At 45.8% G+C, this 26,520-nt stretch carries 21 protein-coding genes; 15 read left to right on the forward strand and 6 right to left on the reverse strand.

The genetic code is table 11. From position 1 onward, the window contains the following. The first annotated feature begins 28 nt into the window (after positions 1-28). The 11 genes from IGI69_RS00680 (at position 29) to IGI69_RS00730 (ending at position 14,163) form a co-directional block, all read left to right on the forward strand. On the forward strand, positions 29-1,111 hold the full coding sequence (locus tag IGI69_RS00680; RefSeq protein WP_005226642.1) for a flagellin: 1,083 nt from the start codon (positions 29-31) through the stop codon (positions 1,109-1,111). Between the two features lie 102 nt (positions 1,112-1,213). Then, positions 1,214-1,627, forward strand: a complete 414-nt coding sequence (locus tag IGI69_RS00685) for a flagellar protein FlaG (protein WP_422705030.1) — start codon at positions 1,214-1,216, stop codon at positions 1,625-1,627. 4 nt (positions 1,628-1,631) lie between these two features. Next, positions 1,632-3,053, forward strand: a complete 1,422-nt coding sequence (gene fliD, locus IGI69_RS00690) for a flagellar filament capping protein FliD (RefSeq protein ID WP_061053564.1) — start codon at positions 1,632-1,634, stop codon at positions 3,051-3,053. Between the two features lie 74 nt (positions 3,054-3,127). Next, positions 3,128-3,457, forward strand: coding sequence for a hypothetical protein (locus IGI69_RS00695; protein ID WP_086316749.1), 330 nt, complete (start codon positions 3,128-3,130; stop codon positions 3,455-3,457). 13 nt (positions 3,458-3,470) lie between these two features. After that, positions 3,471-3,839 (forward strand): flagellar export chaperone FliS, encoded by a 369-nt coding sequence (gene fliS / locus IGI69_RS00700; protein ID WP_008376567.1) that lies wholly within the window; start codon positions 3,471-3,473, stop codon positions 3,837-3,839. A 165-nt stretch (positions 3,840-4,004) separates the two neighbouring features. Beyond that, the gene (locus IGI69_RS00705; protein ID WP_139959974.1) at positions 4,005-5,756 is read left to right on the forward strand and encodes a hypothetical protein; all 1,752 of its coding nucleotides are present in this window, start codon (positions 4,005-4,007) and stop codon (positions 5,754-5,756) included. A gap of 166 nt (positions 5,757-5,922) precedes the next feature. Further along, a complete protein-coding gene (locus IGI69_RS00710; protein WP_010748552.1) occupies positions 5,923-6,363 on the forward strand; it encodes a MarR family winged helix-turn-helix transcriptional regulator in 441 nt (146 codons plus the stop codon). Beyond that, positions 6,360-8,102 (forward strand): ABC transporter ATP-binding protein, encoded by a 1,743-nt coding sequence (locus IGI69_RS00715; protein WP_422705029.1) that lies wholly within the window; start codon positions 6,360-6,362, stop codon positions 8,100-8,102. Before IGI69_RS00710 ends, IGI69_RS00715 begins: the two co-directional genes overlap by 4 nt. Continuing rightward, positions 8,068-9,834 (forward strand): ABC transporter ATP-binding protein, encoded by a 1,767-nt coding sequence (locus IGI69_RS00720; RefSeq protein ID WP_060791647.1) that lies wholly within the window; start codon positions 8,068-8,070, stop codon positions 9,832-9,834. The genes IGI69_RS00715 and IGI69_RS00720 overlap by 35 nt, the downstream gene beginning before the upstream one ends. Positions 9,835-10,001: 167 nt before the next feature. Next, positions 10,002-11,438 (forward strand): glycoside hydrolase family 1 protein, encoded by a 1,437-nt coding sequence (locus tag IGI69_RS00725; protein WP_005226667.1) that lies wholly within the window; start codon positions 10,002-10,004, stop codon positions 11,436-11,438. A gap of 262 nt (positions 11,439-11,700) precedes the next feature. Further along, on the forward strand, positions 11,701-14,163 hold the full coding sequence (locus IGI69_RS00730) for a heavy metal translocating P-type ATPase (protein ID WP_438739343.1): 2,463 nt from the start codon (positions 11,701-11,703) through the stop codon (positions 14,161-14,163). A gap of 73 nt (positions 14,164-14,236) precedes the next feature. On the opposite strand, the gene IGI69_RS00735 is transcribed toward IGI69_RS00730, so the two are convergent. Further along, entirely contained in the window at positions 14,237-14,953 is a 717-nt protein-coding gene (locus tag IGI69_RS00735) for a GntR family transcriptional regulator (protein WP_005226669.1), read from the reverse strand. 108 nt (positions 14,954-15,061) lie between these two features. Further along, complete coding sequence (celB, locus tag IGI69_RS00740) at positions 15,062-16,333, reverse strand: PTS cellobiose transporter subunit IIC (protein WP_142973439.1); 1,272 nt, start codon at positions 16,331-16,333, stop codon at positions 15,062-15,064. Between the two features lie 159 nt (positions 16,334-16,492). Here celB and IGI69_RS00745 point away from each other — a divergent pair, with 159 nt between their 5' ends. From IGI69_RS00745 to IGI69_RS00755, 3 genes are all read left to right on the forward strand, one after another. Next, positions 16,493-17,881 carry a glycoside hydrolase family 1 protein gene (locus tag IGI69_RS00745; protein ID WP_438739346.1) on the forward strand — a complete coding sequence of 463 codons (1,389 nt, stop codon included), beginning with the start codon at positions 16,493-16,495 and terminating at the stop codon, positions 17,879-17,881. 246 nt (positions 17,882-18,127) lie between these two features. After that, positions 18,128-19,408, forward strand: a complete 1,281-nt coding sequence (locus tag IGI69_RS00750; protein WP_005232725.1) for a PTS sugar transporter subunit IIC — start codon at positions 18,128-18,130, stop codon at positions 19,406-19,408. A 191-nt stretch (positions 19,409-19,599) separates the two neighbouring features. Continuing rightward, a complete protein-coding gene (locus IGI69_RS00755; protein WP_008376546.1) occupies positions 19,600-20,340 on the forward strand; it encodes a GntR family transcriptional regulator in 741 nt (246 codons plus the stop codon). A gap of 74 nt (positions 20,341-20,414) precedes the next feature. Here the strand turns inward: IGI69_RS00755 and uvrC are convergent, their stop codons facing one another. Both uvrC and IGI69_RS00765 read right to left on the reverse strand, forming a co-directional pair. Continuing rightward, the gene (gene uvrC, locus IGI69_RS00760) at positions 20,415-22,205 is read right to left on the reverse strand and encodes an excinuclease ABC subunit UvrC (RefSeq protein ID WP_005226686.1); all 1,791 of its coding nucleotides are present in this window, start codon (positions 22,203-22,205) and stop codon (positions 20,415-20,417) included. Between the two features lie 231 nt (positions 22,206-22,436). Then, positions 22,437-23,288, reverse strand: coding sequence for a LysR substrate-binding domain-containing protein (locus IGI69_RS00765; RefSeq protein WP_422705027.1), 852 nt, complete (start codon positions 23,286-23,288; stop codon positions 22,437-22,439). A gap of 65 nt (positions 23,289-23,353) precedes the next feature. On the opposite strand from IGI69_RS00765, the gene IGI69_RS00770 reads away from it, so the two are divergent. After that, on the forward strand, positions 23,354-24,376 hold the full coding sequence (locus IGI69_RS00770; RefSeq protein ID WP_289230234.1) for a YeiH family protein: 1,023 nt from the start codon (positions 23,354-23,356) through the stop codon (positions 24,374-24,376). Here IGI69_RS00770 and IGI69_RS00775 read toward each other — a convergent pair. Next, positions 24,302-24,859 carry a GNAT family N-acetyltransferase gene (locus IGI69_RS00775; protein WP_422705025.1) on the reverse strand — a complete coding sequence of 186 codons (558 nt, stop codon included), beginning with the start codon at positions 24,857-24,859 and terminating at the stop codon, positions 24,302-24,304. The genes IGI69_RS00770 and IGI69_RS00775 overlap by 75 nt on opposite strands. Before the next feature lie 204 nt (positions 24,860-25,063). After that, complete coding sequence (locus IGI69_RS00780) at positions 25,064-26,503, reverse strand: 6-phospho-beta-glucosidase (protein WP_422705024.1); 1,440 nt, start codon at positions 26,501-26,503, stop codon at positions 25,064-25,066. Between the last annotated feature and the right edge of the window lie 17 nt (positions 26,504-26,520).

The following is a 26,520-nucleotide window of genomic DNA, read 5'->3' on the forward strand; positions in this document are numbered from 1 at the left end:
AGCGAATAAAAATTAGGAGGAACTACACATGAGAATCAATACAAACGTTTCAGCATTGAATACTTACTCACGCCTAACGGCAGCAAATGCTTCTAAAAGCAATTCTTTGTCTAAATTATCTTCAGGCTTACGCATCAACAAAGCTGGGGACGACGCAGCTGGCTTAGCAATTTCTGAAAAAATGAAAGGCCAAATCGGCGGTTTGTCACAAGCAAAAAGCAACGCACAAGATGGTATCTCATTGATCCAAACAGCAGAAGGTGCATTAAATGAAACCCACAGCATCTTAGGGCGTATGCGTGATCTTGCAGTTCAAAGTTCAAACGGTACGTTAAGTGATGACGACCGCAGTGCGATCAACAAAGAATACACCGCATTGTCTGATGAAATCGACCGTATCAGCAATACCACTGAATTCAATACAAAAAGCTTGTTAACTGGTGAAGGTGATGATGCGAAATCATTCACTTTCCAAATCGGTGCCAACGCAAACCAAACAATGAGCGTTTCAATCAACAACATGAGCTCATCTGCATTGAAAGTAAAAGGCTTAGATTTAACACAAGCCATTGACACAAGCGATGCCAAAGCGGTTGCTGCAGCAAAAGATAAAGCAGTAGCGACTGCCTTCAAAGCAGATGCTACAACAAAATATGCAGCGGACGGCACAGTTGATGCGGCAGCTGGTAAAACAGTTGCTGAATTACAAACAGCCATCGATACAGCAGCGGATGATACAGCAAAAGCAACAGCTCAAAAAACATACGATGATGCTTTAGCAACATTTACCGCTTCTGATGAAGGCAAAGCAGCAGCGGCAACTGTCAGCGTTGAAAACAACCCAATCACAAAAATCGATGAAGCGATCAAAGCAGTTTCTGCACAACGTGCGGATCTTGGTGCGGCGCAAAACCGTCTAGAACACACAATCAACAACTTAGGTACAACGCAAGAAAACCTATCTGAAGCAAACTCACGTATCCGTGACGTTGATATGGCCCAAGAAATGATGAGCTTTACGAAGAGCAACATCCTTTCTCAAGCAGCAACTTCAATGTTGGCACAAGCAAACTCAATGCCTAACAGCGTATTGAGCTTGTTACAAGGATAATTTTTGATCAAGTGAACCACTGACACAAGGACTGCCTAGGGGAAGCGCAGTTCTTGTGTTTTACATAGCAGCACAAAAACGCTTAGAAATGAGGAAGCTCTGATGGATATTCAGCCAATGTCAGGAATACACCCGATCGAAGCCGTTGCGTCGGTCGCTAAAGCACGTCCGATCGAATCCCTAGATCAAGAGACCGCCAACCTTCAGCCGCAACACCAAGAGGGAAAACTGGCGGAGAAAAAGGAACAGACAGTGGCCACCGAAACGCCGATCCACTATTTTTCAGTAGCCGATCAACACAAGATCGCAGCCTCCGTGGAGGAAGTGAATCAGCGACTACTTGGCAAAGATATGAAATTGGCTTATGAAGTACATGAGCGCACAGGGCGTACGATGGTGCGTTTAGTGGATATGCAGACCAACGAAGTGATCAAAGAGATCCCGCCCGCCAACATGCTAGATGTGATTGGGAAAATATGGGATGACATGGGCATTGCGGTCGATCGAAAGGGATGAAAATATGGCAAGTGTAACCAGCAGTTCAGGAATCAGTACAACGCTTGGGAGTTATTCTGGCGTGACTTCAGAAGATATTGAAAAATTATTGGCGGCAGATGCGATCAATAAGACCCGCGCTGAGAATAAAATCACGTCGCTTAAAGCACAAAAAACGGCATGGAGTGATATCAGCACTCGCTTGACTAACTTTTTGTCAAAAGTCGATGCGTTACAAAAAGATGATGCTTATCAAACAAAAAAAGCGACGACCACCAATAGTAGTATCGCTTCAATTGCAGGAACAACGGAAGCCCCAGAAGGCACCTATGATCTAAAAGTCAACCAACTAGCAACAGCCACGAAGGTGACGGGGAGTCAAGTAGCTCAAAGCAGCAAAACGGCCCTAAATGTCAGTGGTCAGCTCTCATTGACCAGTTCGGAAGTCGATGAAGATGGCAAACCGATCACCGCTTCGATCGAGATCACTGCCGAAGACAGCTTAAAAGATGTGGCAGCTAAGATCAATGGCCAAAGCAAGACGACCTTCGTTGCAGCGAGCATCGTGGATAACCGTTTGATTTTAACGAATACGAAAATGGGCGACAAAAACTTCTTGATCGACGGCAATGCCGCCGAAGGATTAGGGATCGGTTCAACTGCGGCTACGACGCAAGGCCAACCGGCTATTTTTGAACTAGACGGCATGGAGATCACCCGCGACAGCAATAGTGTGACGGATGTTATCGATGGTGTCACTCTGACGTTAGCGAAAAAAAGCGAGGAGCATGTGACGCTTTCTTTAGCCAATGATACTTCGAAAGTCGTTGATGCAGTACAAGGATTAGTGGATCAATACAATAGCTTGATGAGTTTTATCGGCGATAATTTGACCGTGGGAGATCCTAGTAGTGAAAACAACAAGACGGGGACCTTGGTGGGAGACAGTGCGTTGACCCGTCTACAGACTCAATTGCGAAATTTGATCACCATTCCAGCCGTCAGCGGCTCAAAGCTGACTGCTAATAAGCTAGGCATCTCCACCGTCGATAATGATGGTACATTGGGACTGGATACGACCAAGTTAAAAGAAGCCCTAGCGGAAGATCCCGCTGCTGTGAAGTCCTTCTTTTATGCAAGTACGAAAACCAAAGAAGCCGATGGCACTGCGAGTACGAAAGAGACCGGCTATACATTAGCGCTAAAAGAATTAGCCAACAGCTATGTCGTCAATACTTCAGCCAATAAAGGGATCATTGCCACCAAATCTGCGACCTATGACAGTACCATCAAGGATTTGAACAAACAGATTACACGGTTTGATGCTATTTTAGCAATGAAAAAAGAGCGTTACATCACAATGTTTACCAAATTAGACTCCGTGATGATGGAGGCTGAAAATCAGCTGAGTTACCTAAGCAATCAGTTTGCCAATACGTCAAACTAGGCAGGATAGCCGATTAAAGCAGTCATTTTTTCATTCGCATAAGAAACCCTCGTCAACAAGAAAGGAAACAACCTATGGAGCCACACGTATCATTAGATGAACGTTTGAATCAGATTTTAACTGGGTTTGCAAAATGGCGTGGCGACAGCGAAGAAGCCGGTCGTTTGATGGCAGCCAATGCAGCGGTCATAGCAGCCATGCAAGCAGAAGAACAGAGCCATAGTCCACAAACCAGTGCATTGGCGCAACAAGTGATCCAAGCGTATCAAGCGTTCCTAGAGCAGGTCAAAGCCCAGCAGCAAGAGATCAAACAAGAATTGGGGCGTTTGAACCGCAAAAACAATCTTGTCAAAACGTATTTGCAGCAAGAAGACAGTGCCGCCTTCGTCGAATTTGATTTATAGTGAGGAAAAAAAGATGAATTATCAAAAAATGCAAAACAACTATCTGCAGAACCAAGTAATGAGTGCCTCCCCCAACAAACTGATTGAAATGCTGTTGCAAGCAGCCATCAAAAACATCAAATTAGCAGTGATCGCATTGGAAAAAGAAGAGTTGAGCCAAGCCCATCAGCAATTTGTCAAGGCGCAGAATATTTTATTGGAATTACGGGTCTCTTTAGACCGTGAGCAAGGCGGCGCTATTGCTGAAGATCTCGATCAGCTTTATGGCTATATGTACGATCAGCTGGTCAGTGCCAATGTCCAAAAAGAGGCAGCCCCTGCAGAAACGGTCGTCCCACTTTTAAGCGAACTACTGGAAAGCTGGCAAACGATCACCCAATAAATTTGAGAAAAAGCAAAGAAACGACCACCTAAAACCTAGAAAAGTTTAGTAATTGGTTAAATTTTTACCATGTATCCCTTTTCACTAAGCTTTCTTTTTCCCCTCCTCGTCCCTATCTGGTACTCTTTTTATGAGCGTACCGAAAAGGTGCAAGGAGGTTTTTTTTTGAAACAAAAAATAGTACAAAAGCCGCTTTTCTGGCAAGTGGTGATTCTGATTGCAATGAGTGGTGTTTTTTTATTACCGCAGATCTTAGGCCAAGGCATGATTTTGGGCTCTGATGTGGTCTTTCACTTCAATCGTTTTTATGAGACCAGCCAGCAGATCAAAGAGGGCAATTTTCAATATTTTCTTTCTATCTACGGGTTTCAGCAATCTGCTCGTATCGTCAATGCATTATACGGTCCCTTTTTTGCCTATTTCCAAGGTCTGCTGGTCTTGCTGAGTCCTTCGTGGTTTTCCTACCAACTGCTCGCCAATGGGCTGCTCTATCTGCTAGCAGGGTTTTCGATGTTTGGCTTATTAAAGAAACTACGAGTCAATGGCTGGCTGTCAGTGGGGATGAGCATCCTGTTTATGGCGACCTATTCTGTCCAGTATTGGATTGAGCGGCAGGGCTTTTCTGCTTGGGGGGCGGCTGTGTTACCGCTGTGTCTGATTCCACTGATCGCACTAGGGGAACATAAACGGTTGCGGCCTTTTGCGGTAGGGGTTTCCGTGGCGGTCTTATTTCAAATCCATGTGTTTTCAAGCATCTTGTTAGTGCTCTTATATGTGCCCTTTTTCTTACGCGCCTTTTTTGTTGGAACTTCCGGCGAAGAAAAACGACAATTGGTGCTGCGCTTAGCAGGAGCGATCGGGATTTTCTTGCTGCTGACCGCCAATATTTGGTTAGGGATGTTGGATCTCTATACGAGTAACACGTTGATCGCGCCTTTTGTGAATCGCAACATGCAGAACAATACCATTACTGGAACCAGCAGCTATTGGTGGACGACTCCGTACCTGCTGCCAATCTTATGTGCCTTGTTCTTTTGCGGTGCGATTCGTGTATGGCCTCGTCTATCCGGCGGCTTCAAATTAATGACAGCAGCTGCAGCGGTCTTTTTCGTTTTATCATCGAACGCTATTCCTTGGCAATGGCTAGGCAGTCTGGACAATGGTGTGATCAATTTACTACAATTCCCTTTTCGGTTCTTTGTTCCTGCCACGATTTTGATCTTAGTCGGTTTGTGCCTGCTGGTTCCTTATTATCGGGGCAAGCCATTGGCAAATCCGCGTTGGTTCGTCCTCGTTTTAGTTTTGAGTGTTGGTCAAATCCTGATCCAAAACACGGTCAAAATGCAGGACTGGCACTCCGATGAAGCGGCAGTTTCACTGCGAAACCACACCTATCTGTCCGCGGAATCTGAAGCGCAATTGAAGGAAGCCTATTTTAGTAAAGACAAGTCCTTAGCATTAGCGCTGTATCAACGTTCTACGCCAGATTATCTGCCCCTCTATCAAGAAACCAAGAAGAACAAGTACAATTTGTACGGGGAAGAAATCATTGAAAAGAATGATACCGTGGCAAAAACCGTAGAAAACGGGAAGCTTACTTTACGTTGGCAAGGTGATCAAGAGACGTGGAAGGCGTTACCGATCATCAATTACCGCTATACTGAATTGACCCTCAATCAGCAGCCACTAACTGAAAAAGATGTCTCTTTGAGTGCCATTGGTGCCGTTTCTGTCCAACAGCAAGCAGGGGAGAATGTCTTAGTCGTTGATTACGACGCGCCTTGGTTTTTCGACGGAGCTTTATGGCTGACGATCATTTCTTGGCTCGCTTTACTCATCGGCTTTATCAGCTGGAAAACAAGACAGCTGTACCGTCGTCGTAAGGTCGTACAAGCTTTATTGAAAGAATCTGAATAAAATGAATCAGAAAAGAACTTCAGCGAGAGGGCTGAAGTTCTTTTTTTGCTGATCAACAACAGGGTACCTGTTGCTTTTCGTCAGAAACAATAATCGTTGCGCGCGCAACGATTATTCCTTATAATAGATTAGACACTTTGAAGAACGAAGAAAGGCAGGAGTGCTCATGGAAGCCATTATCCGCTCAATCAATCATATTGCCCGTCTCGCCACCCTTTATCGGGAAAAAGAATTGAAAAAATTTGGTTTAGGTGGGATGCATCATACCTATATCTTAAACATTTGCCGCCAACCGGGGATCAGTCAAGAAGCCTTAGCCAAGAAGATTTTTGTGAATAAAAGCAATGTTGCCCGTCAACTAGCAATCCTAGAAGAACGAGGATTTGTCACTAGAACCAGCAGTCCCACCGACAAACGACAATTACTGGTTTATCCAACCGAAAAAGCACTCGCCGTCCAACCAGCGATCCAACAGCTGCTTCAAAGCTGGAATGAACAAGTCGTAGCAGGTTTTTCTGCTGCCCAACAGCAGCAGTTGATCGCCGATCTGGAAATCGTCAAAGAAAATTCCCAGCGGCTTTTAGCGAAAGATGAGGCGATGGAATGAATCTTTTGACTCAATATTTAAAACCCTATATCGGCCGCATCTCCCTTGGCGTCAGTATCAAATTCTTCGGCTCCCTGATGGACTTGCTATTGCCTTGGATTTTGGCGTACATCATCGATTCTGTGATCCCCACGAAGCAGGTATCTGCGATTTTTGCTTGGGGTGGGGCGATGGTGGTCTGCTCCATCATCGCAGTCGTCACCAATATCATCGCCAATCGGATGGCCTCCAGTGTTGCTCGCGATACCACTGGTAGTATACGCCATGATTTATTTGAAAAAGTTTCCTATCTGTCGATTCCGCAAGTCGAAGAAGTCGGGATCCCTTCTTTGGTGTCTCGTTTGACGACAGACACTTACAACATCCATCAAACGGTAGGCATGATCCAACGGATGGGGATTCGTGCCCCGATTCTATTATTAGGAGGGATCATGATCACTGCCACATTAGATCCCGTTTTGACACTGGTCTTAGTAGGCGTCTTGCCCTTCACTTTAGTGGCGGCAGTCACGATCTCAAAACGGGGGATCCCCTTGTTTGCCTCATTGCAAAAGCAAGTGGATGTGTTGGTGCGGACTGTCCGAGAAAATGTAACTGGGGCTCGGGTGATCAAGGCCTTGTCTAAAGCAGATTACGAGAAAAAGCGCTTTGATCACGTCAATCAAGACGTAGTAGCTGCGGAAACCACCGCTAATCGAACGATGGCTGCAACACCGCCCCTGATGGACCTATTTTTGAATATCGGACTGACGCTAGTGATCGTCGTCAGTGCCTTTCGCGTCAATCAAGGATTGACGCAACCAGGCGTCATCATCGCCTTTTTGACTTATTTTACGATCATTTTGAATGCCATGCTCAGTATCACGCGCATCTTTGTGATCGTGTCGAAGGGGCTGGCTTCTGCCGATCGGATCCAATCCGTCTTGCGCCTGCCGCAAAATATGCAAGTCATTGAGGCGCCTATCAAAGAAGAGTCTGCGCATATCGTTTTTGAAAAAGTTTCCTTCACCTATCCTAACGGTACCCAGGTGCTGAAAGACATCGATTTTTCCTTGCAGCCGGGAGAAACCTTAGGGATCATCGGTGCGACTGGTAGTGGAAAATCAACGATCGTCAAACTACTGCTGCGGCTCTATGACCCAACGAAGGGCATGATTCGCATCGCTGGTCGCGACATTCGTTCCATCGATCCGACGGAGCTGCATCAGTTATTCGGAGTCGTCTTACAAAAAGACGTGCTTTTTGCGGAAACGATCGAAGAAAATATCGCCTTTGGCCGGCGGTTTTCCAAAGAGCAGATCGAAGAAGCGGCGGCTCGCGCCCAAGCCAAGGAGTTTATCAATCAACTACCCAAGCGCTTAGCTCATCCACTGCATGCTAAAGGCAGCAATTTAAGCGGGGGTCAAAAGCAGCGGGTCTTGTTATCGCGGGCCTTGGCGGGGGATCCAGAGATTTTGATTTTGGATGATTCTGCCAGTGCGCTGGATTATCGGACCGACGCTCAGTTGCGCAAGGTCCTGAGACAGCAGTTTCAACAGACGACGACGGTCTTGATCGCGCAGCGGATCAGCTCGATCCAGCATGCCGACAAAATTTTGGTACTGGAAAACGGGCAAATGAACGGCTTTGGCAGTCACCAAGAATTACTAGCAGAAAATGCGATCTACCAAGCCATTTATCAAGGTCAGACAGGAGGTGCCGACGATGCCGAAGAAAAAAACGGAAAAACCGCAGGATAGTAAGAAAACACTCCGGCGTTTGTGGGGCTATCTTTACGAGTACAAAGGTCTCCTGCTGGCAGCCGCTGTATTGATGATGGCCAGCAACATCTTCGCCTTGGTGGGACCGTTGCTTTCAGGATACGCCATTGATGCCATTCAACCGGGTCCCGGCAAGGTCATTTTTGATCGAGTCTTCTTTTATTGTGGGCTGATGCTGCTGTTTTATCTTGCGTCTTCCCTTCTTAGTTATCTGATTTCGCTCATGATGATCCGCTTGAGTCAGCGGGTGGTGGCAGCGATGCGCAAGGCGATTTTTGATAAAATCACCGAACTGCCGGTTGGGTATTTTGACCGAGTCGCCACTGGGGATATCATCAGCCGCATCAGTTATGATGTCGATACCATCAATACGTCATTGGCCAGCGATGCCATTCAAGTCCTCAGCAGTCTTGTGACGATCATTGGTTCGTTTGTGATGATGGTTTTGATTTCGCCGCTGTTGGTGCTGATTTTTGTCGTAACGGTTCCCGCTTCGATCTTTTTGACCCGCTTTTTGATGAGCAAATTTCAACCATTGTTTCGCCGTCGTTCTCGCAAATTAGGCGAACTGAACGGCTTTGTGGAAGAGATTATTTCTGGTCAGCAAACGATCAAGCTGTATAACCAAGAAGAAGCGATCATCAGCCGTTTTGACGAAAAAAACCAAGAAGCGGTGGATGCCTATTACAATGCCGAGTACTACGGCAGTATGACTGGTCCTTCCATCAACTTTATCAACAATCTGTCGTTGTCCTTGATCAGTATGTTTGGCGCTTTGCTGTTTTTGTTTGGTCATCTGACATTAGGGAATGTTTCTTCCTTTGTTCTTTACTCCAGAAAATTCTCAGGACCAATCAATGAGTTAGCCAACATCTTCAGTGATTTGCAATCGGCATTGGCGGCGGCAGAACGGATCTTCCGTTTGCTGGATGAAGAACCTGAAGTTTCTGATGTTCCTGGAGCCTACGAATACCACGAGGTGTCTGGTGATGTCGCCTTTGACCATGTGACCTTCGGCTATCAAGCACAGCAGCCCATCATCAAAGACCTTTCGCTACAAGTACCAGCTGGCAGCTTGGTCGCGATCGTCGGACCGACCGGAGCCGGGAAAACCACCATTGTGAACCTCTTGATGCGGTTTTATGACCCTGACCAAGGAGCGATTCGTTTAGATGGCAAAAATATCCGCCAAGCGACACGCCGCAGCTTACGGCAAAGCTATGCAATGGTGCTGCAAGATACCTGGTTGTTCACGGGAACGGTTTTCGACAATTTGGCCTACGGCAAGGCGAATGCGACGTTGGCAGAAGTCCAAGCTGCTGCACAAGCCGCCCATATCCATGACTTTATTATGAGCCTGCCAAAAGGCTATGATACTTTGATCTCTGAAGACGGAACCGGTATCTCACAAGGGCAAAAACAGCTGTTGACGATTGCACGAGCAATGCTGTTGGATGCCGATCTGTTGATTCTTGATGAAGCCACATCGAATGTCGATACGCAAACAGAGCTGCTGATCCAAGCAGCGATGACCAAATTGATGAAAGGCAAAACCTCCTTTGTGATCGCCCATCGCTTGTCCACGATTCGACATGCCGACACGATCCTCGTGGTGGAACAGGGGAATATCGTAGAGCAAGGGACCCACGAAGAATTAGTAGCCAAAGAGGGGCGTTATGCCGCACTCTATCAGGCACAATTTGACGCATGATCCATAGCTAGTCTGCATCCTTGCAAGGAGAACGCCACTGCTTGCAAGGATGTTTTTTGCGTGCCATCGGCTTTTTTGGCATAGGTACAAAATCTTCTTATGACAAATCAGGCAATTATCGGTATACTTAAGAAAGGGGTATCATCAAACAGAAAGAAGGGAAACAATTGGATCATAAACAACTAAAAGAATTCCCCAACGATTTCTTATGGGGTTCAGCATCAGCAGCCTATCAAGTAGAGGGCGCATGGCAAGAAGACGGCAAAGGCGCTTCGGTTTGGGACGATTTTGTCCGCATTCCAGGAAAAACCTTTAAAGCAACTAACGGAGATGTCGCGGTCGACCATTACCACCGCTTCAAAGAAGATGTTGCCTTGATGAAAGAACAAGGATTGAAAACCTATCGTTTTTCCATTGCTTGGACACGGATTTTTCCAGAAGGACGAGGAGAAGTCAATCAAGCAGGGTTAGACTTTTATTTAGCATTGATCGATGAACTGATAAAAGCAGGGATCGAACCGATGGTGACCTTGTACCATTGGGATCTGCCCCGAGCTTTGCAAGAAGAATACGGTGGCTGGGAATCTCGCAAAATCATTGAAGATTTCACCAACTATGCGGCCGTATTGTTTGAAGCCTTTCGCGGCAAAGTCCACTATTGGGTCAGCTTGAATGAACAAAATATCTTTACTTCTTTAGGCTATCTTTTAGCTGCCCATCCACCAGGAGTGACCGATCCTAAACGGATGTATGAAGTCAATCATATCGCTAACTTGGCGAATGCTTCGGTGATCAACAAGTTCCATGAGATGAAAATTCCAGGGAAAATCGGACCAAGTTTCGCCTACTCACCAAACTACCCAATCAACAGCGACCCGAAAAATATTTTGGCGGCTGAAAACGCGGAAGACTTGATGGCGCATTATTGGTTAGACGTCTATCTATGGGGCGAATACCCGATTGCGGCAATGAATTACTTGAAAGAGCAAGGGATCGCACCAACGATCGAACCAGGAGATATGGACTTGCTGCGTTCAGCAAAACCAGATTTCTTAGGGATCAACTATTACCAAACAGCAACAAATGCCTACAATCCATTAGATGGTGTCGGTGCGGGGAAAATGAACACCACTGGGAAAAAAGGCAGCTCCGAAGAAACCGGGACACCAGGAATGTTCAAAAAAGCCGAAAATCCATTTGTGGAACGGACGAATTGGGATTGGGAGATCGATCCTCAAGGGCTGCGGATCGCTTTACGACGAATCACTAGCCGTTATCGGGTACCTGTGATCATTACAGAAAACGGACTTGGTGAATACGACAAACTAACGGATGATCATCAAATCCATGACCAATACCGCATCGATTATTTAGCAGGGCATGTCCATGCCATTAAAGAAGCGATCAGCGACGGCGCGGAAGTTCTTGGCTATTGCACCTGGTCCTTCACTGATTTGCTAAGCTGGTTGAACGGCTACCAAAAACGCTATGGCTTTGTCTATGTCGACCAAGATGAAACGCAAGAAGGATCTTTGGCACGCTACAAGAAAGACAGCTTCTACTGGTACCAAGAGTTGATCAAAACCAACGGGCAAGAGTGCTAGCCTCCTAAAACCAATACCTGAATAAACGAAACGACCCCTGCAACGGCAGTGATCGTTTCTTAGAAAAAAGTACGTTCCACCTGTAGCGACCGTCCAAAGGTAGACCAAAAGTCTCGCGTTTTGGGCCGCTTCAAAGGAGAACGTCCTTTTTTTGAGTATTATCGTTGACAAGTGTAAACGATAATTGTAAAGTAGAAGAAGATTACAACTGTAAACATAAAAGGTTAATGGGTTTGCATAGCAAGCAAGGAGGAAGGAAACAATGATCGAAAAGAATTATGGGGTAAAAGGGATGACCTGTGCGTCTTGTTCCCAGACCGTCGAAAAAACAGTCAGCAAGCTGGCGGGGGTCGACCAAGCAGCTGTCAATTTGGCTACTGAAAAATTACATATTCGTTATGATGAGCAGCAGCTCACCGAAGAAACACTCGCTGAGGCCATCAAAGCAGCGGGCTATCAACTGATCGGCTCTCAAAGACAAGAGACCTTTGCCATCTCGGGCATGACCTGTGCGTCATGTGCCCAAACAGTAGAAAAAGCTGTCCAAAAATTAGCGGGTGTGGAGCAAGCCTCCGTCAATCTGGCAACAGAAAAACTGACGGTCAGCTATCAACAAGACCAAGTTTCCGCCGCGAAGATCGCAGCTGCCGTGAAAGAGGCGGGCTATGACGCACAGCTGCCGACCGCTTCTGCCGACAAGGCGGATTCAAAACAGGCAGAGATTCGTGCTTTATGGCAACGGTTTTGGCTTTCAGCGCTCTTTACGATCCCCTTGTTCTATTTGACGATGGGGGAAATGATCGGTTTGCCGATCCCTGGCTTTTTAGATCCAATGGCCTATCCAGTCAATTTCGTTACCACTCAATTGCTTTTGGTCTTACCGGTGATGGTCCTCGGTCGCGCCTTTTACATTGCTGGTTTCAAAGCGCTTTGGAAAGGCCATCCCAACATGGATTCCCTCGTCGCATTGGGAACCAGTGCTGCCTTCTTTTATAGTATTTATGGGACCGTGATGGTCTACCTGGGCACGACCCACTATGCGATGCACTTGTACTATGAAACGGCCGCCGTTATTTTGGCATTAGTTACTTTAGGAAAATACCTTGAGTCGGTCTCGAAGGGCAAAACCTCCGAAGCTATCAAGAAGTTGTTGGATCTCGCACCGAAAAAAGCCCGCGTGCTTCGCGGCAACGGGAATCAAGCCGAAGAAGTCGAAGTGGGTATTGAAGAAGTCGCAGCTGGCGATATCTTAGTCGTACGACCTGGAGAAAAGATTCCTGTGGATGGGATCGTTACCCAAGGCCGCTCTGCCATCGATGAATCAATGATTACTGGAGAAAGCTTACCTATCGAAAAACAAGTCGGTGATCGGGTGATCGGCGCCAGCATCAACAAAAACGGCTCGTTTCAATATGAAGCCACCAATGTGGGAGAAGATTCAACGTTAGCGCAAATCATTCAGTTAGTAGAAAATGCCCAAGGTTCCAAAGCGCCGATTGCTCGCATGGCTGACAAAGTTTCGGGTGTGTTTGTCCCGATCGTGATGGTCTTGGCGGTTTTTGCAGGACTTGCCTGGTTTTTCTTAGGACAAGAAACCTGGATCTTCTCATTGACCATTACGATCTCTGTATTAGTGATTGCCTGTCCGTGTGCCTTAGGATTAGCGACACCGACCGCCATCATGGTGGGTGCGGGCAAAGGGGCAGAAAATGGCGTCTTGATCAAAAGCGGCGATGCGTTAGAAACAGCTAGAAACGTGACGACGATCGTCTTTGATAAAACCGGCACGATCACAGAAGGCAAACCAGTCGTAACCGATCTCCTGCCTGCAGGTAATCACACGCCAACGGAATTGCTGCAACTGGCGGCTTCTGTTGAAAAAGGCTCAGAACATCCATTAGGCGAAGCCATTGTGATCGAAGCCCGCACGCAAGCCCTCGCTCTACAAGAAGTTGACAGGTTTGAAGCAATCCCGGGGCATGGGATACAAGGCACGATTGCTGGCAGTCCAGTCCTATTAGGCAACCAGAAATGGCTGGAAAAACAAAACGTTGCCATCGATGGCCTGATCGAGCAAGCCCAACAATTGGCTCACGAAGGGAAAACACCGATGTATGTTGCCAAAGACGGCGAAGCGATCGGGATCATCGCTGTGGCAGATACTATCAAAGAAAGCAGTCGAAAAGCCATTGAACGGTTGCATCAAATGGGCTTGTACGTAGCAATGATCACGGGCGACAATGCCCGAACGGCCCAAGCCATCGCCAAACAAGTCGGTATCGATGAAGTAATCAGTGACGTCTTGCCAGAAGATAAAGCCGCCAAAGTAGCTGGCCTGCAAGCCAAAGGCCAAAAGGTTGCGATGGTAGGTGATGGGATCAATGATGCGCCCGCGTTAGCCCAAGCCGATGTAGGGATCGCGATCGGCTCTGGTACCGATGTCGCCATCGAATCGGCAGACATCGTACTGATGCGCAGCGATCTAATGGACGTCCCATCCGCGATCGAGTTAAGTCGGGCAACCATCAAAAACATCAAAGAAAATCTTTTCTGGGCTTTTGCTTATAACGTCTTAGGCATCCCTGTCGCAATGGGTGTGCTGCATCTTTTCGGTGGCCCCTTGCTCAATCCAATGATCGCTGGGGCGGCCATGAGCTTCAGCTCGGTATCCGTTTTATTAAATGCCTTGCGGCTGAAACGATTCCAACCCTCAGCGAAAAAGTAAACGAAGCAACGAATGCACCAACAAAAAGACCTGCCCACGGTTTCTGATGGAAGAAAATCGTGGGTAGGTCTTTTTAGTGCTGGACATCTAAATAAGAGTAGGCCCGCACGTCATAACGGTTGCGACTACGGGAAAATTCGATAGGTGAGCCATTTTTCTGATAGACGATCTGTTCGATCTCTAAGACCGGATCATCGGCTTTACAGTCCAAATACTGTTGATCGTACGCGGTACTTTTATCAGCGGCGATGGTGCGGTAGGCGCCAGCAAACTGGACCCCTAGTTCCTCTTTGACATAACGGTAGATAGAACTTTCTAAATGGCCACGAGTTAAATTGGGCACCAAATGGACGGGCATATAGGTATATTCTAAAATAAACGGTTGGTCTTCAAGAATCCGCAAGCGGACAATACTATAGATCGGTTGTTCTTCCGTTAACATCAACTTTTCTTGGATCGTTTGGTCAGGAAATTCGACTTGAAAATCGATGACCTGACTGACTAGCTTGCGGCCAGCTTTGCCCATTTCCGTTGACAAGCCTTCATAGACCGTTAAAGCAGTGGTGTCTTTTTTTAAGAATGGGTGGTTCAATATTTTTGTTCCAGCGCCCCGCTGAGAATAAACCAGTCCTTCCATGGCTAAAATACCGATGGCTTTTTTGACGGTCATCCGGCTGACTCCGAATTCCTCGACTAAATCAGTTTGATTCGGCAGTAAGCTGTCAGGTGGATACGTTTTGTTTTTGATACGTGTGCGTAAAATATTGGCAATTTCTTGGTATTTTGGCATCTGATCACCTCGCAAGAAGTATAGCTGAAAAAAGCGGTTTCGACAATCAAACCTTGGTTTTTTTATAAAAAGAACGGCTGACTGAAAAAATTCAGCCAGCCGTTGCGCTTAATCGATCGATGGTTCTGCTTGACGATCTAACACACGTAAGAATGGATACCAGATCAAGCCGACGATCACCACGTCAATGACTTGCAGCAAACCACCTAACCAAGAGTTGGTTGCTAAGACACCACTGAAGACCACTGGAACGGTCCAAGGAACAGAAACACCAGTTGGTGCAGGAACAAGTCCAGCCGCCATCACTAAGTAGTTGAAGGTCGTTACCACAAGAGGTGCCACGACCCAAGGAATCAGGATCGTCGCATTCAAGACGATCGGCATACCGAAGATGGCTGGTTCGTTAACGTTAAAGATCCCTGGTGCTAAAGCCAAACGACCCACATCGCGGTATTGTTTTTTCTTCAATACGAAAGCCATCAAGATAACAACGGCTAACGTCATACCAGAACCGCCTAATCCAACAGTAAAGGTTTCCATAAATGGTTTTGTGACGATATGCGGCAGTGCATCCCCATTTTGATACGCTTCTAAGTTGTCTAACATCAATGTATTCCAAATCGGGTCCATCACAGAGTTGACGATGATTTGACCATGTAGACCGAAGAACCAAAGGAATTGAACAAAGAACAAAGCCAATAGAGTTGCTGGCAAGCTGCTGCCTAGTCCAGTCAATGGTTTTTGGATCAATTCATAAACCAAGTCATGCAAGTTGGCATTGAAGACACCCGTCATGATGGCATTGATCACTAAGAATACCGTTAAGGTGATAATTGCTGGAATCAAAGCGGCAAAAGATTTAGAAACTGCTGGTGGCACCCCATCAGGCATTTTGATCTGCCAGCCGCGTTTTGTGATGCGGCAATAGATTTCAGCTGCCAAAAATGCTGCGATCATCCCGATAAACATCCCTTTTGCGCCAAGACGATCAAGAGACAGCACACCGGTGATCGTTTCGCCAGATTCAGTAGTCATAAAGAAAGGAGTCAAGATCAAAAAGCTGGCAAACGAAACGGCACCACCAAAAATCCCTTCCACATCATATGATTTTGATAAATAATAGCCAATACCGAAAGTAACGAAAACAGTCATGATACTCATTGTTGCATTTTGCCCATTGCCAAACAGTGTTCCTAATGTTCCTTTAGTGGCATCACTGAAGAAGGGCAGATTGTTTAAAACGACCACGATCGATCCAAACATAGTGATTGGGAACGAAAGCATAAACGCGTCCCGCAAGACGGTCAGGTAGCGATTTTGTCCTAAGGCATTCGCCAAGGGCAAAATCTTTTCAGATAACTTGTCCATAAAACCATTCATTATTATTTCACTCCTTAAATTTCTTTTTGCAATCGATTACATTGATAATGTATCATGTTTTATTTTAAATGTCTATACATTTATTTTAAAAAAGATTGATTTTTGTAACTGCTTCCTTTATGATTAGGGCAGCAAAGAAAAAATGAGGAGTGAATGAAGATGGATTATCAATTTCCAGCAGGCTTTTGGTGGGGGTCAGCCGCTAGTGGCCCACAAACAGAAGGTGTATTTGAAGGCGATGGCAAAGGGGCAAGCATCTGGGATTACTGGTATCAGCAAGAACCAGAGAAATTTTTCAATAAGGTAGGTCCTGAAAAAACCTCGCAAGTCTACACACGCTATCAAGAAGATATTCAACTAATGAAAGAAACCGGCCATACGACGTTTCGGACGTCGATCCAATGGAGTCGTCTCTTCCCGCAAGGCAAAGGAGAAGTCAATCAAAAAGCCGTTGATTTTTACAACGCCTACATTGATGAGCTGATCGCCAATGGGATCGAACCTTTCATGAACCTTTACCACTTCGATATGCCGATGGCGCTGCAAGAAAAAGGCGGCTGGTTGAACCGAGAGACCGTGGATGCCTATGTCGCATTTGCGCAAACCTGCTTTACATTATTTGGTGATCGTGTCAAGAAATGGTTCACTCATAATGAACCGATCGTCCCTGTTGAAGGCGGCTATCTTTACCAATTCCATTATCCAAATGAGATCAACATGAAACATGCAGTCCAAGTTGGGTTCCACGAAACGTTGGCGAGTGCTAAAGCCATCAAAGTCTATCATGAGATGAACCTTGATGGGGAGATCGGCATCATCTTGAACTTGACGCCAAGCTATCCAAGAGATGAGAACGATCCAGAGGATGTCAAAGCAGCGCAAATCGCGGATGCCTTCTTTAATCGTTCTTTCTTAGACCCTGCGGTCAAAGGCACGTTCCCAGAAGAATTAGTGGCTATCGTCAAGGAATTGGATATGGTACCAGCGATGGAAGCCGATGATTTACAAACGATTCGCGAAAACACGATCGACTTGTTGGGGATCAATTATTACCAACCTCGTCGTATCATGAAGAAAGAATCACCGATCGATGAAGCGAAAAGTCCAATGCCTGATGATTACTTTGATAACTATGATATGCCGAACAAGAAAATGAACCCGTATCGTGGATGGGAAATCTATGAAAAAGGGATCTATGATATTTTGACGAACACGCGAGAAAACTATGGCAATATCAAGTGCTACATTTCTGAAAATGGCATGGGTGTCGAAGGAGAAGAACGTTTCGTCAATGCTGATGGCGTGATCGAAGATGATTACCGCATCGAATTTGTCTCTGACCACTTGAAGTACGTCCACCAAGCGATCCAAGAAGGAACCAATTGTGTTGGCTACCATATGTGGACCTGCATGGACAACTGGTCATGGACCAATGCTTACAAGAACCGTTACGGATTTATCTCCGTTGACTTAGCAAATGATGCTAAACGAACGGTGAAAAAATCAGGTCGTTGGTTTAAAGAAGTTTCAGATAATAACGGCTTTTAATAACAATGAAAAAAGCAATGCTGTAGGAATCAGCATTGCTTTTTTTGTGTAAAATCGCGGATTTTTTTGGCTGATTTCAAAGGGGGGATTCTATTAAAAAACCACCTGTTTTTGCAAATGATAAGCTGGGTTAAATAAAAGCACAGTTCTGATAAAGAAAAGACTAGACATGGAAACGTTCTCGTGGTATTCTTTAGTAGAAATCGGTTTCATTATTTTGTTTAGGGTTTGAAAGGAGAAAAAACAATGGATAAATTTATTGGATTTATGGAGAAGCACTTTATTCCGATCGCTTCTAAAATAGGCTCTCAAAGACATCTAGTGGCCATTCGTGACGGATTTATCGTAACGATGCCGTTGATGATCTTAGGCTCTTTTGGGGTATTGATCAACAACTTACCAATCCCTGCCTATATTGATTTTATGAATGGCATTTTTGGTGAAGGCACATGGCAAGCCTTTGGGAACAACTTGTCAGCAGGTACTTTTTCAATACTTGGTCTGTTAATCGCTTTCACAGTAGCGTATAATTTAGCTAAAAGCTACAATCAAGACGCATTAGGTGCTGGGGCGATCTCAGTTGCAAGTTTCTTCGCATTAGGTGCAATGGCGACAGGCCCAGATGGTTTGTTAACAGCTGCCGGACTTGGTTCTCAAGGATTATTTTTAGCATTAATCGTATCGATCATTTCTACTGAGATCTTCCGTCGTCTAGCTGGCAACCCACGCTTAGTCATCAACATGCCTGATGGCGTACCACCAGCAGTTTCACGTTCATTTGCTGCATTATTCCCAGCAATGATCACCGTATCGATCTTTGCTTTGTTTACAGCAATTTTCCAAGCATTTGGTGTGACAAGTATCGTATTGTCCTTCTATGAATTGGTTCAACAACCATTCATGGGCTTGGCAAACTCTTACCCAGCTGCTTTGCTATTAGGTTTTATCTCTGCATTCTTATGGTTCTTTGGTTTACATGGTGCCAACATCATCGACCCGTTCATGCAAACGATCAATGTGCCAGCGATCGAAGCAAACGCACGAGCATTAGAAGCAGGAACAGATTTGCCTTATATCGTGAACAAACCATTCTTTGATTCTTTCGTGAACATCGGCGGAACAGGTGCGACACTAGGTCTTTTGATTGCGATCTTTTTAGTTGCTCGTCATCATAAAGCGTATATGACTGTCGCAAAACTATCTGTTGCACCAGGTGTGTTTATGATCAATGAACCAGTGATGTTTGGGTTACCAGTTGTCTTGAACCCAATCTTGTTCATCCCATATGTGTTGACCCCACTTGTTTTAGTAACGACTGCTTATTTTGCAACCGCAACTGGCTTAGTTCCTGCAAGTACCGTCATCGCACCATGGACGACGCCACCAATCATCGGCGGTATTTTGTCGACACAAAGTATTGCTGGCGGAATCTTGGCAGCTGTTAACTTGATCTTGTCAATCGTTATCTACTTGCCGTTCGTGAAAATGGCGCAAATTCAAGAAACACGCCGTTTAAAAAATGCGTAATGTCTGATCGAGTCGATTAGAAACAAGCGCCAAACGTAATAGACCTTATCCGGCCGCGATCAGAGTGCAATACCCCTTATCACACTGCTTCATTGGAAGGTGCAGTGGTGTGATGACACTCTTTTCGTTTGGCCGGTTCTTTTCTCGTTTTTCAATCAATACAATACAACACACGTTTTGGAGGTGGCAAAATGCCCAAATATATGGAGATCGCAGATGTTCTGCGTAAAAGAATCAAGGACGGAACTTATCCGAAAGACAGTCTTTTACCTTATCAAACAGAGTTAGTGGAAGAGTTTGGCGTCAGCCGAATGACGATTAAAAATGCGGTGAATATCCTGATTATGGAAGGCTTGCTGCTGACAAAGCGCGGCTTAGGGACCAAAGTTTTGAATCATTCCTTTTGGGGCAAAGATACCTCATCGGTGACAGAATACAAAGGCCTGAGCTATCAGATGAAACAAGAAAAACGGACATTGACTAGCCAAGTCATCACCTTTGAAGTCTGTTTTCCTACAACAAGAATTCAAGAGATGCTTCAGATCACTGCCGAACAACCAATCTATCATGTGATTCGTTTGCGGATCTTAGAAGGCAATCCATACATACTCGAGCATTCCTATATGCCGTTGGATCTGGTCAGCGGTTTGACGAAAGAGATCTTGGAAGAATCCGTCTATGACTATCTACTGCAAGATTTAGGCTACAAATTTGCTGGCGCTTATCGGACCTTTCAGGCTGCCAAAAGCGATGAATACGATCAAACCTATTTAGCGTGCCAAGCAGATGACCCAGTATTGGAATTAGAACAGATCATCTATTTAGAATCGGGACGTCCAGTGGACTATTCCTGCAGCCGCAATCGGTATGATGTTCGGGGCTATTCCATGTTAGACATGAAGCCTGATCTGTTACAGCACCGCAAAAAGTAACGGCTTACAAAATGCTTCTTCAACGAAAAAACGCTTCATAGCTACTGTTGGCTATGGAGCGTTTTTGTTTTGACTTAAGAAGTGGGTTGGTTTTGATCACCTAGTTTGGCTAAGATAGTTTCCGCAACGGCTTTGGGGATGCCAGCTTGCTGGATCTCTTCCACGGAAGCTGCTTGGATGTTTTTTAACGACTTGAAGGTTTTCATCAGCTGTTGCTTGCGTTTTGGTCCTAAGCCAGGAATTTCATCCAGTTTGGAAGAAAAACTGTTTTTACTGCGCAGTTGGCGATGGAAGGTGATCGCAAAACGATGGACCTCATCTTGGATCCGTTGCAGCAAAAAGAATTCGACAGAATTGCGTTCCAGTTGGATCGGATCTAAAAATTCCCCGAAAATCAACTCGCTGGTTTTGTGTTTGTTGTTCTTCACTAAACCGGCAACGGGAATATCTAAACCTAGCTGGTTATACAGCACTTCTTGGGCGGCACCGACTTGGGCTTTCCCACCATCGATGATGATCAGATCAGGAAAAGGCAGGTTTTCTTTTAGGACACGAGAGTATCGGCGGTAGATGACTTCTTGCATAGAGCCATAATCGTCGCCGCCTTGTGCGGTACGAATCTTATATTTCCGATAATCATCTTTAAACGGCTTCCCGTCGACAAAAACCACCATTGCAGACACTGGGTCGGTCCCCATGATGTGGGAGTTATCGAAGGCTTCGATCCGATAAGGTGTCGCGATCCCCATGGCTTCGCCTAGACGATCCACTGCACCGATCGTCCGTTCTTCAGTACGCTCGATCAACGCAAATTTTTGTGCCAAGGCAATGCGGGCATTTTTATTGGCCAAATCGACCAATTTCTTTTTGTCGCCTCGTTGGGGCTGCAGGACTTTGGTTTCCAGCAGCGCTTCTAATGGGGCAGCATCGACATTTTGCGGAACAAAGACTTCTTTGGGAATGAAGTGTTCATTCTTTTGGTAAAACTGGCCGACGAAGGTCAAGAAATCCTCATCCGCTTCATTGTAGAAAGGAAACAAAGAGACTTCCCGTTCGATCAGCTTTCCTTGACGGATAAAGAAGACTTGGACACACATCCAGCCTTTGTCGACACTGTAGCCAAAGACATCACGGTCCATCAGATCTGTCAGAGTCATTTTTTGTCGCGTCATGACGGTATCGATTGCTTGGATCTGATCCCGCAGCTCAGCCGCTCGTTCAAACTCTAACGTTTCAATAGCTTCGCCCATCTTCTCTTTCAGGTCTTTCAAAATATCGACGTGACCGCCGTGGAAAAAGTGTTTGACTTGATCAACGATCTTCTGATAATCCTTGGGATCTACATTGTTGACATAAGGACAGACGCATTGACCCAAATGATAATAAAGACAAGGCCGCTTTTGAGAAGGACCGCATTTTCGTAAAGGAAAGAGGCGATCCAGCACCCGTTTGGTTTCGTTGGCTGCTCGTGCATCAGGATAGGGGCCAAAATATAAAGCCCCGTCTTTTAAAACTTTACGAGTGATGATCAGACGCGGATAGCGCTCTTTGGTCACTTTAATAAAAGGATACGACTTGTCGTCCTTTAGCATGATATTGTATTTCGGTTTGTTTTTTTGAATCAAATTGATTTCCAGCAATAAGGCTTCCGTATTTGATTCGGTAACGACGTACTCAAAATCATTGATTTCTTGAACGAGCCGTTCGGTTTTCGTATCGTGACTGCCGGTAAAGTACGAACGGACACGATTTTTTAAAATTTTGGCTTTCCCAACATAGATGATTTTGTTATTTTTATCTTTCATTAAATAACAACCGGGTTGGTCAGGAAGCAGCGCTAATTTGTTCTTGATTTGTTCGTTCATTTCAAGATCCTTTCTTACTGGTTTGCTCACGAACCGCAAAAGTAGTCAAAGGGCGGTCTAAGATTCACCGAAAAGGGGAACATTAGAGCCCATAGCCAGTACTCTTCATTTTAGCACAAATTTCTTAAGAAACAATCAAACGGACCAGATCGGCAGCGAGGAAGCGTAATCGTAAGAAAAGGTTAAGAAATCCCACGAGGCGGTGGTTTCCTCCCTTAAAAACAAGTGAATTTATTTGCTTTCTGCTTGTGAGGAATCCTCTTGCGACCACTCCTGAATGAAGGTCCGCAATCCCTCGATGGCTGGTTCTGTGACGGCTTTGCGCTGGATGAGGTAAAATTGCCGCTCAAAGTTTTTATCCAGCAGTTGATAGCCAATGCCGTGGGAGGCTCGCTTGGAAAGGATCGAACAGCCGAAGCCTTGTTTCAGCAAAGCGACAATCAATTCATTGCTGGCGATCTCGATGATCGGTCCTTGAATGTTCTGTTCCTCCAGATAGCGCTTAGTGTAATAGTAGACACCAGAACTCGCTTCTCGGACGAGCCAAGGACCGGTTTGGGGATCGCCAGCTAAGACGAGCTGATCTTTCAAAATCGGAAAACGCAAAATACTCGGTGCGGATAAGGGTTTTTCAATGATCCCTAAATCCAGTTGATGTTGTTCAAGCGCTGTTAAGACTTCAGCGGAGTTCATCATCGATACCCGAAAACGTACCGTGGGAAAGGCGTTGTATAAAGCAATCATCAAGTTAGGCATCAAGGCCATCGCATAGGTATGAGAGATGCCTAGGGCACAGTGGCTTTGGTGCTGCGTGTTGGTATGGATCTCGCTGGTGATCGTCGACCACTCATCCAATAAATTCAGTGCCTTTTCGTAAAGGTACTCTGCTTGGGGTGTGGCGATCACGTTTTTGCGACCATTGCGTAAAAAAAGCGGTGTATCCAGGTCTTGTTCCAACTGCTTGATTTGAGCAGAAACCGTGGGCTGCGAAATAAATAGCAATTCGGCAGCTTTCGAAAAATTTTTCGTTTCATAGACCATCTTAAAGGTCTCCAGTAATTTTAACATTGCAATCCCTTCCATTAGAAAATTCAATCATAACTATTATACCAATAAATCCTACTGATCGGTCAATCTGTGTATAATGGATGTTATATGAAAGGATGAAAGCAATGAAGCAACGACAAACAGCTTTGATACTTCCCGGTTTGTTCCTGTCCTTTTCGGTAGCCGTCATCGCCCGAATCATGGCTTTGGCTGTGCCAAAATTAGGGGGAGCAACCCTTGCTATTTTATTAGGAATCATTTTAGGAAATACACTGTTCAAGCAAGAACGCTATCAAGTCGGGACGAAGGTTGCGGAAAGTCGTCTCTTAGAATATTCGGTGGTTTTGCTGGGCTTTACCGTCACTTTCCAGACTATCAGTGAAATGGGTCTTCGGGGCTTTCTCTTTATTTTGCTGATGATGAGCTTGGTCATTACCGCTGCTTATTTGATAGGGAAAAAAATGGGCTTTAATCAAAAGATGAGCCTGATGATGGCAGGCGGCAATGCTGTCTGTGGGTCCTCTGCGATTGCGGCGATCGCACCAGCCATTGATGCCGATGATGAAGAAAAAGGGCAGATCATCACCTTAGTCAACCTTTTAGGAACAGTGATGATGCTGACGCTGCCGTTTTTAGGCTTGGCCTTATACGGCGATGATCTGTTGCAAAAAAGCGCCTTACTTGGTGGCACGCTGCAATCCGTCGGGCAAGTCGTGGCGGGGGCTAGTTTGATTGATGCCGACACCGTCAAATACGCGATGCTCTTTAAAATCGCGCGCATCATCATGTTGGCAGTCGTCGTCATTGTTTTTGAACGAATGACGACAAAGACCCCCACCAAAACCAAAGCCAAAGGCAAGCTGCGGCTGCCGATCCCTTGGTATGTGTTGGGCTTCTTGACCATCTGTATCTTGAACAGCTTCTTGCCGCTGCCTAGCTGGTTGAATGAGGGCGCTCATTTTATCAGTACGTGGTTTGAAACGACGGCGTTGGCAGCCATCGGTTTGCGCTTGGATTTCCGCAAGTTTTTAAAAGAAGGCCCGCGCTTTTTATTCTATGGTCTTTCCGTTGGCGTCGTCCAAACCGTGGGTGCTGTTGCATTGATTTGGTTGCTGCGGCTCTAATGTTTTCACATAAAAGCGATCCATCGTGGTATGCTGTGCCGCCAATAGTGGCTGGGACAATGCGCGATAGCCGGCTTTTTGATAGACATGCAAGGCAGCTTCTAAAGAATGATGGGATTCTAAATAGAGTTGCCGATAGCCTAGTTCAAAAGCTTTGACCTCGATCTTTGCCAGCAGGGGATAGCTGAGACGCTGCCCTTTGGCAGCATCACTGAGATAAAATTTTTGCAGCTCGGCGATTTGCCCTTCTGAATCATAAGCGGCAAGACCACCGCCGCCTAAAAGGGTACCCGATTCATCGGTGACGACAAAATAATGGCGGCTAGCAGGATCCGCGGCATAAAATTCACTTAAGTGGTCTAACTCGGGATCAAAATAGGCAGTCCCTGGAACCGCCAACTGGTGGTCGGTCAAGCTTTTGCGAATGATAGCGGCTAAGGGCGCATCATCTTGAGATTGGAGCGGACGAAATATCGGCTTCATGCAGTTCCTCCTTAACGTAAAAGTAAATGAATAGCTATAGTGTACCACAGCATCGAGGTAGTGTTTAGTGATGATAAGAAAAGCATCCTCGCAATGGCGCACCTCTTTAATAAGAAAACCGCCCCCTCGTTGCCAGGCTCCTAATGTAAAAAGGAGGATGGCGAAACGAGGGGGCGGTTTTTGTGTTAGTCATGGAAGCAGTAATTAGAGCGTTTCACCATTGGAGGCGATCACTTGCTGGTACCACGCAAAGGAATCTTTTTTCAAACGATTCAAGGTTCCTTTCCCGGTATTATCTTTGTCGACATAGATCATGCCATAGCGTTTCTCCATTTCGCCGCTGCCGAAGCTGACGATATCAATGATCCCCCAAGGCGTATAGCCTAATAACGGTACACCATCTTCAACTACCGCTTTTTCCATCTGTTCGATGTGCTCTTTCAGGTAAGTGATGCGGTAGTCATCATGGACTTGCTGCTCATCAGTTAGTTGATCGTAAGCACCAAAGCCATTTTCCACGATAAATAGCGGCAAGTCATAGCGTTGATAGATGGTATTTAACACATAGCGCAACCCGACTGGGTCAATAGGCCAGCCCCAATCAGAAGCACTGATATAAGGATTACTCACGATTTTTGCTCCTGGGATATCCTCAGTTGGTGTGCCAGCCACTTCATCAAGGGTTGAGATCGTTCCTGACATGTAATAGCTGAACCCAATATAATCAACGGTTCCCGCTTTTAATAGCGCTTGTTCCGTGGGCGTGATCTCAATCGTGATGCCTTTTTTCGCCCAATATTTTTGCACATAGGTTGGGATCTTGCCTCGTACATGGACATCGCTGTAAAAATAGCGCCGTTCATTGGCTTTGACGGATGCCATCAAATCAGCTGGTGCGCAAGAGTAGGGGTAGACTGGGACATAGGCCATCATACAGCCAATCTGAAACTCTGGATTGATTTTTTTGCCTTCGATCACCGCTGCCGCACTGGCAATCAACTCATTGACGCCCGCTTGAAAGACGAGAGCTTCTTTTTGACTGTCATCCTCGATGATCATGGCAGAATTGGTCCAAACGTGCAGCGGCTCTTGCCCATCTGCTTGATTATTGATCTCATTGAAGGTCATCCAATACGTTACTTTGTCACGATACCGTTGAAAAACAGTCTTGGCGAATTTGACAAAGAGGGGAATCACTTCTTTGTTAGCAAACCCACCAAATTCTTCATAGAGGGCATAAGGCATTTCAAAGTGAGACAAAGTGATGACGGGTTCGATGCCATTTGCCTGCAATTCGTCGAAAAGATCATCGTAGTATTGGAGACCGGCTTCATTTGGTTCTTCTTCTGTTCCAGTTGGATAGATCCGGCTCCAAGAAATCGATGTCCGTAGACATTTCAAGCCCAGTTCTTTGAATAACTGGATATCTTCTTTGTAACGGTGATAAAAGTCAATGGCTTCATGGTTCGGGTAATATTCCCCTTCAATGACTCCTTTGGTGATTTTACGGGGAATACCGTTGCCACCGGCCGTCATGACATCGGCGGTACTCATTCCACGGCCAGCAACATTCCAAGCGCCTTCCGCTTGATGGGCAGCGATCGCGCCGCCCCATAAAAAATCTTTCGGCATTTTTGCGGACATAAATTTCATTCCTCCTC

Source organism: Enterococcus sp. DIV1083b, from assembly GCF_051713705.1.
GTDB classification, from domain to species: Bacteria; Bacillota; Bacilli; order Lactobacillales; family Enterococcaceae; genus Enterococcus_D; species Enterococcus_D casseliflavus.

Excerpts from the sequence above, each read along its gene's own strand:
- celB (WP_142973439.1), bottom strand. The coding sequence starts at position 16,333 with ATGAATGGTTTTATGGACAAGTTATCTGAAAAGATTTTGCCCTTGGCG.
- uvrC (WP_005226686.1), bottom strand. The coding sequence starts at position 22,205 with ATGAACGAACAAATCAAGAACAAATTAGCGCTGCTTCCTGACCAACCC.
- IGI69_RS00770 (WP_289230234.1), top strand. The coding sequence starts at position 23,354 with ATGTTATATGAAAGGATGAAAGCAATGAAGCAACGACAAACAGCTTTG.
- IGI69_RS00765 (WP_422705027.1), bottom strand. The coding sequence starts at position 23,288 with ATGGAAGGGATTGCAATGTTAAAATTACTGGAGACCTTTAAGATGGTC.
- IGI69_RS00775 (WP_422705025.1), bottom strand. The coding sequence starts at position 24,859 with ATGAAGCCGATATTTCGTCCGCTCCAATCTCAAGATGATGCGCCCTTA.
- IGI69_RS00695 (WP_086316749.1), top strand. The coding sequence starts at position 3,128 with ATGGAGCCACACGTATCATTAGATGAACGTTTGAATCAGATTTTAACT.
- IGI69_RS00750 (WP_005232725.1), top strand. The coding sequence starts at position 18,128 with ATGGATAAATTTATTGGATTTATGGAGAAGCACTTTATTCCGATCGCT.
- IGI69_RS00735 (WP_005226669.1), bottom strand. The coding sequence starts at position 14,953 with ATGCCAAAATACCAAGAAATTGCCAATATTTTACGCACACGTATCAAA.
- IGI69_RS00745 (WP_438739346.1), top strand. The coding sequence starts at position 16,493 with ATGGATTATCAATTTCCAGCAGGCTTTTGGTGGGGGTCAGCCGCTAGT.
- IGI69_RS00680 (WP_005226642.1), top strand. The coding sequence starts at position 29 with ATGAGAATCAATACAAACGTTTCAGCATTGAATACTTACTCACGCCTA.
- IGI69_RS00715 (WP_422705029.1), top strand. The coding sequence starts at position 6,360 with ATGAATCTTTTGACTCAATATTTAAAACCCTATATCGGCCGCATCTCC.
- IGI69_RS00730 (WP_438739343.1), top strand. The coding sequence starts at position 11,701 with ATGATCGAAAAGAATTATGGGGTAAAAGGGATGACCTGTGCGTCTTGT.
- IGI69_RS00710 (WP_010748552.1), top strand. The coding sequence starts at position 5,923 with ATGGAAGCCATTATCCGCTCAATCAATCATATTGCCCGTCTCGCCACC.
- IGI69_RS00720 (WP_060791647.1), top strand. The coding sequence starts at position 8,068 with ATGCCGAAGAAAAAAACGGAAAAACCGCAGGATAGTAAGAAAACACTC.
- IGI69_RS00755 (WP_008376546.1), top strand. The coding sequence starts at position 19,600 with ATGCCCAAATATATGGAGATCGCAGATGTTCTGCGTAAAAGAATCAAG.
- IGI69_RS00685 (WP_422705030.1), top strand. The coding sequence starts at position 1,214 with ATGGATATTCAGCCAATGTCAGGAATACACCCGATCGAAGCCGTTGCG.
- fliS (WP_008376567.1), top strand. The coding sequence starts at position 3,471 with ATGAATTATCAAAAAATGCAAAACAACTATCTGCAGAACCAAGTAATG.
- IGI69_RS00780 (WP_422705024.1), bottom strand. The coding sequence starts at position 26,503 with ATGTCCGCAAAAATGCCGAAAGATTTTTTATGGGGCGGCGCGATCGCT.
- fliD (WP_061053564.1), top strand. The coding sequence starts at position 1,632 with ATGGCAAGTGTAACCAGCAGTTCAGGAATCAGTACAACGCTTGGGAGT.